Annotated in this window: 1 protein-coding gene; it reads right to left on the bottom strand. The window is 44.4% G+C overall.

The window, feature by feature from the left end; translation table 11 throughout:
* The coding region (locus tag Q1A15_RS20975; RefSeq protein WP_299628411.1) for a hypothetical protein at window positions 1-259 on the bottom strand (259 nt) is incomplete at both ends.

Raw genomic sequence — 259 nt, 5'->3', positions numbered from 1 at the left:
ACACTTGCGCTTACTGCTGTTACACTTCCAACTACAACATCTTGGAAAACTCCACGACATCCGTTGCTATCTTCTACATAAACATCATAAGTTCCAGCTGCTCTATCAACTGATGCATTTCCAGCAGCAAAGTCTCCTGCAACTGGAGTTACTCCATCTGCAACTACAGCATAAACATAACCTGTGCCTGTTCCGCCTGCTCCTACTGATGTTATTGTTCCTAAGTTACAATCCTCTGGTGTGCTTGTAGCCGTTACTG

The sequence above is a fragment of the uncultured Tenacibaculum sp. genome, assembly GCF_947495995.1.
Lineage (GTDB): Bacteria > Bacteroidota > Bacteroidia > Flavobacteriales > Flavobacteriaceae > Polaribacter.
Note: the sequence above shows the minus strand (reverse complement) of the source record. Positions and strands in the feature narration are given on the sequence as shown.